Annotated in this window: 3 protein-coding genes and 1 pseudogene; 3 read left to right on the top strand and 1 reads right to left on the bottom strand. The window is 35.5% G+C overall.

Annotated features, from left to right (window positions below; all coding sequences use genetic code 11):
* Nucleotides 1-1,367 (bottom strand): ShlB/FhaC/HecB family hemolysin secretion/activation protein (locus ACFILW_RS08540; RefSeq protein WP_375685552.1); only part of this gene is annotated, 1,367 nt, incomplete at its 3' end.
* 426 nt (nt 1,368-1,793) lie between these two features.
* Between ACFILW_RS08540 and ACFILW_RS08535 the strand changes: the two are divergent.
* The 3 genes and pseudogenes from ACFILW_RS08535 to ACFILW_RS08525 form a co-directional block, all read left to right on the top strand.
* Nucleotides 1,794-2,414, top strand: a pseudogene (locus tag ACFILW_RS08535) (type ISP restriction/modification enzyme); the annotation flags it as partial.
* Nucleotides 2,415-4,141: 1,727 nt separating this feature from the next.
* On the top strand, nt 4,142-5,125 hold the full coding sequence (locus tag ACFILW_RS08530) for a hypothetical protein (protein WP_375675348.1): 984 nt from the start codon (nt 4,142-4,144) through the stop codon (nt 5,123-5,125).
* Between the two features lie 81 nt (nt 5,126-5,206).
* Complete coding sequence (locus tag ACFILW_RS08525; RefSeq protein ID WP_375685551.1) at nt 5,207-5,869, top strand: hypothetical protein; 663 nt, start codon at nt 5,207-5,209, stop codon at nt 5,867-5,869.
* The last annotated feature ends 272 nt before the right edge of the window (nt 5,870-6,141 follow it).

Here is a 6,141-nt window from a genome sequence, read left to right as displayed (position 1 = left end):
TGTCCTGAAAACAGCGTGTTATAGCGAAAGTTATATTGTTTGAGCGAAAAAGGACGCACGTAGCCTAGGGAAAAAGACAATTTGGAAAATTGCCCTTTGGGTGAATTTTTTGTTGCATTCTCTTGCTCTTTATCGTCATAAGCGCCAAGAATTGCCAACCCTTTATGAAACCCTATATGCGCGCTTAATTCTCCTCCAAGCCACTTGCGCGAGTGATCAAGCTCAAAGGTTGCAATAGCCAATTTACGGCTGGAAACATCAACCCGACTGCCCATAATAAAATTATCAGAATATTTCCATGTCAACCGTCCTGTAAGCCAGGTCTTTCCCTCTTGATCACGGTCGATAACCCGTGAAATCCACGGTGTAAGCGATAAAGACTTGCCCGCAGTCATAATATCGGAAAATATTCCCTTAACACTCGAATGATATTGGCTCCACGTCCCATCAAAACCTGTTGTCCAAGTGCCATAAGGAAGAGAAAAGGATCCCGTTAGAGTATCACTATTGGGGCGCTTGTGAGAAAAATGATACGGACTACCATCCATAGAACGCTGATAGCTCAACGACCATTGATCATTGATCCCCAACAGATCATCAAAAGAAAGGCTCAAGCGCGTTTGATAAAGCCCTGTTGCTTTAGCGCCAAGATTATCGCTGGAAAGCGTAATAAGCCAAGGTTTCTGTTTTTCAATATGAACATCGAGTATCGAACCACCCGAATTGCTCCCCGCACCAAGATTAATGGTGGCTTGGCGTGAGAAAAGCCGATTGATTTGATCAAGCCCTTGCTCTATCTGGCGCAGATTGGTCGGCTTCCCAATAAGGTTTGGAAAAGCCGTGGTGATTTCTCCTTGAGATTTCCTTCCAACTTTATGCCCATCAAGGGTAATATCTTCCATCACACCTTCAACAACAACAATCTTGAGATGACCGCCGCTTAAATCCTGCTCAGGCAAATAAGCCCGCACCGCAATATAGCCGCGCTTCATATAAAGCTTGGTCACCGCTTTGAGCACTTTATTGATTTCGGCAATCCCCAAACACCGTCCTTCCCAAAGAGAAATGGCTTCATGAAGGTTGGTATGAGAAATCAACTGAGCGCCAACAAATTCAATGCTTTTGATCAGCAAACAGGTTGTACTAGATGAAGCACCATAGGCAGATGTGGTATCATCGTCTGGCAAAAATATCCCATGTGTTTCGTTTCTACGGTGCAATCGTTGAAAACGCTGTTCTTGCGTTTGTTGTCGTTGGATGCTCTCTGATTGATTAATCGCTTTCTCACGAATGTTTTGGGCAAAACTCGGCAACGAAAAAAGGCACAAAAAAGCCGCAAAAACAAAAATGAAAAAAAATCTATGCATTCATTGTGCCCTCAAAATGAGCAACAAAATGACCCCCATCATCAGCGTCACAGAAAAAATCGCCAACCGCGTAACAATTTTTTAATTTTTTGATGAAAATAATACTTATAACATCTAAGAGAAAAGCATAGACTGTACTGTATAACCTGCTTTATGTGTTGTGCAAACCATATCATTTCCCCCGCTTTTGAAGATTTTACAATGACACTGTTAAATGACAATCATACACTCTATATGCTTCTTAATTTTAAGGTGTTGCATGTAATATAATCTTGAGCTTCAAGTAAAGACTCTTATTCATAGAATAGACCAAATTTATTGGAACTGTTACATATTAGAGACAACAAAAAACACTCCATTATTATCGCTTGATAAGAAAAATAGCATGACGATAGCTTGTTATTAAAATAAGCAAAAAAGAAAATGCGTAATGCCATAACTTATGAAGAATTAGCATATTTTAAAGCCGCTTATCCTAATGAAAAAATTACTAAAGATGATCTATTTTATTATGTTTACGGTCTCTTGCATTCAGAAGATTATCGTGCTCGTTATGCTCATAACTTATGCAAAGAACTGCCTCGTATCCCTTGCGTAAAGAGTGCTAATGATTTTTGGAAATTTGTGACAGTAGGGCGTAAACTGGGGCATTTGCACGTGAATTATGAAACTGTAGAGCCTTATCCTGTGACCTTTAAAAAGGGTAATCCAAAACAGACAGAAATCTCTAATCTCGAAAAATTCTATTATGTGACTGAAATGAAATTTGCAAAAATTAAGGATAGTAAGGAAAAGAATAAATCAACTGTTATTTATAATAGCAATATCATCATGACAGATATCTCTCTTGAATCGGTTATGGGGCGTCAATGTGTAAAAACAGATAAAAAGAGTGGTATTGTTAATGATGCCAATCACTATGCTGTTGAAACCATTGGCAACCCTGCCTATCCATTGGATTTGTTTCAAAGGGTTATCACTGTGAGTTTAGAAACAATGAAAATTGTTAAAAACTTACCAAAATTAGAAATAAGAGAAACCGAATAACTTATAAAGCATGCTCACATAATGAGAGTGATAACCTTACAAGGGGTATAGAGCTTATAACCATAATCTATACCTCTCTTGTTAAGTTGATTACATACAATCTTTAAAAAGAGTGTTTATATGCGTTATTCTAAAAAGAAATCATTTGCACTTTTAAATACTCTTATTTGGATTGCTTTAAGACTTTTAAGAAACCCACTCTTAAAATGAATTAAATTTTTTTACATTGCCTTTAAAAGATTATACCGTAATCTAAAATGAGTGCTTTATTGTTTTCAAAAGCTTTGTTTAAAGAGAGTTATGTATATTCATTTTACTTATAGGTTTTGAAGGTGTAAAAACCGTCAAAACCCCTTCAAAACGTATATTATTAGTTGAATTTATAGGTTGTGTTATCAATATGAGTTGTTTTTTTAAGATCTGTAAAATCTTAACCTATTGAAAAATAACGTTTTTACTTTTTATCGTTTTTTTATCTAAAAGGGGCAACCCTCAAAACTCAAAACCCCTTCAAAACTCATAACTATAATGATCTTGATAGCATTTCTTATGAGTTATAAACCATCTTTTGAAAGGCTTTAAAGGATCACATGCTTTTTATAAAGCACGTTGTAATCATTCTCTAAATCATAAGGTTATCATTCAAAAGAACTGATAAAATTCATAAAAGGGATTTTGATAACGTAATCAGTTTTTACTTTCCTATGCTTTTCATAAGACACGTTTTAATGACTCACTCAAATGATCACTTTTGTCAGTTCAATTTACTGACACATAACTGACAGGTTTTAATCAATTCACATCATTGGTTATCTTTTAAGATTGTACTCTTGATATGGGTTATGTTTTAAAGATATTAAACTATTGAAATATAATGTTTTTAATTTTTACTCATAAAAAAAATAATAGAGGCTCTTAAAAGGAACTGACAACACTGACACGGTCTATTAAAAGAGATTTTGCTCATCTCTATAATTATCAGTTTCTATTGAGATGTTTTCATAACAGTCTATAAATCGTAATTATCCTATTTATCGTTTCTCTTATGAAAATGAAAAATGATGCGGTGGCTATAAAGCATATAACAGCTATAGAGAATGCATAAAAACAGCAAGGTTTTATAATCATAATGCAAATGAATGCATTGGTTATAAAGACCATCTCTATAAAAAGCTGTTAAGTTGCAAATATGTTATAAACAAAATTCACAAAAAATTTAAAATTCATTTAGTGACAAAATTGATAGGTTATAAAGTTTAAAATACGCATCATGAGAGCGTTTCTAAATATTATAAATGTATAGATTCAGAAAATAACGCAATCTTTTAAGAAAGCCAATAATATAGCTTTAAAAGCATATAAATATAAAAGAAGCAACTAATAGGCATAAGATATTATCAATACACAACGTATTTAAAAAAATACAAAAAAATATCAAAAAAGATAAAATATTATTTGACAATAAATACGTATTTTGTTATATAAATAACCAAGTGCTGAAAACACTTAAACATCAAGCGGGTAGATTACGAAACAATCTTTCCCATATCAAAAAACTGACTATCTTTTATGCTGTGATTAGCATATATGAGAATTTTGTCGGGTGTGGTCATGCTATACAAAACCCTATGGGGAAGGCATGCCGACGGACTTGATGCCGTGTTTTCAACACCCGGCGCCTTTTTAAGGTGTCAATTGAAAACAATATTAACATCAAGGTTTTAATTATGACAAATATCTCAAAAAACACCCCCGTTATCTCTAATATTTCAAATGAAACCGCGCTTGCTAATCAACAAGAGCCTGCAAAAAAATACGAATTTACAGGTGAGACAATAGAGGTTGGTGATTATACTCTTTATCGCATTCGGGCTTTAAGGGATTTTGCTAATATAAAAGCTGGTGATTTAGGCGGTTTTATACATAAGGTTGCAAATTTAGCTCATAATGGTGATTGTTGGGTCGGTGGCAATGCCATGGTTTATGGTGATGCTCGTATTTACGATAATGCCCATGTTTCGGATAATGCAAAAATTACTGGATCTGCAAAAATTTATGAAAATGCAAGGGTCTATGGCAATGCTAGCGTGCATATTAGAGCTGAAGTTTATGGCAATGCGCAAGTATATGAGAACGCATTGGTTTATGGTGATATTTTTGGACATGCTAAAGTGTATGGAAATGCAAAAATTTATGACACTATTTATGGCAAGTTTCTTGATAAAACTAGAATTTATGGCAATGCTGAGGTTTATGATAAAGCACGTGTTTTAGGAACCTCTCAGGTTTATGATAATGCCCATGTTTATGAAAATGCTATAGTTTTTGATAATGCTAGGGTTTGCGATAATGCCCATGTTTGTGGCGCTGCTATGGTCAATAGAGAAGCCAAGGTTTATGGGAATGCTATAGTGACTGGTTATGCCCATGTTTATGATAGGAGCTGCGTTTATGACAATGCCAAGGTTTATGGCAAGGTTTATGGTGGTGCTTGGGTTTCCAATAATGCTTTAATTTCTGATAATGCTGAGGTTTATGATGATGCTCGCATTTATGACAATGCAAAAATTTATGGCAAGGTCCATGGTGATGCTCATGTCTATGGCAATGCCAAGGTAATTGGCTATACTGAGATTGGTGGTGATACCAAAATTGGTGGCAATTATAAAGAACCCGTTATCACTGGTGATATTGTTTTTACAACTGTGTAAATGACGCGCGGGCGCGGCGGGGGCGCCCCCCTTTAAACATTTCATTCTAAAATTCAAATCTTTTTATAAAGGAATTGTGCTATGCAAAAAAAGTTTGCACTCACAAATGAGACACGTGTATTTAATAATCAAACTCTTTATCGCATCCAAGCATTAAGGGATTTTGACGATGTTAAGGCTGGTGCCTTGGGTGGTTTTATTGAAAATGAAAGTAACCTCTCTCATGATGGCAATTGCTGGGTTTACGATAATGCTCTTGTTTTAAATCCTGCCCATATTTATGAAAATGCCAAGGTTTTTAATAAAGCTATTATAATGGGTAATGTTTATGGCAATGCCCATGTCTGTAATCGCGCCCGCGTTTATGCAAATGCTCATGTTTATGACAATGCGCATCTTTCTTATAATGCTTGGGTTTATCATCAGGCGCGGGTTTATGGCAATGCAAAATTATCAGGAAATGCTCGTATTCATAGCAAGGCGGTAGTTTATGATCATGCTGTTATCAGTGGCGCTGCTAAAATTTATGGCAAGGTTTATGGGAATGCTAGCGTGGGCTGTCATACTGATGTTTATGGCTCTGTTTATGGTAATGCGAAAATCTCTGGTTATTTCGTGATTAGAGGTAATGTCTATGGCAATGCAAGATTAAAAAGAGATAGTGATTTATATTGGGTTCCCATAAATTGTGAGGTTTATGAAAACGATACCGTTGTAAAGATTATTGAAAATAACGCTGCGTAAAGACGCGCGGGCGCGGCGGGGGCGCCCCTCTTTCAAATTTTCCCATTCCAAATTTTAGCAAATGTTTATCACATTAGATTGTGAGGGTCTTCTATGTGCAAAAAATACGAATTAACCAGTGAAATCAAAAAAATCAAACATGCACTTACTCGAAATATTATAAATCTTTATCGCATTAAAGCTTTAAAAGATTTCGATGATGTACAGGCGGGGTCTTTAGGCGGCTTTATTGAAAAGGAAGTTAACCTATCCCATGATGGTAATTGCTGGGT

The organism is Bartonella sp. TT110JLCBS (genome assembly GCF_042193405.1).
GTDB lineage: Bacteria > Pseudomonadota > Alphaproteobacteria > Rhizobiales > Rhizobiaceae > Bartonella.
Note: the sequence above shows the minus strand (reverse complement) of the source record. Positions and strands in the feature narration are given on the sequence as shown.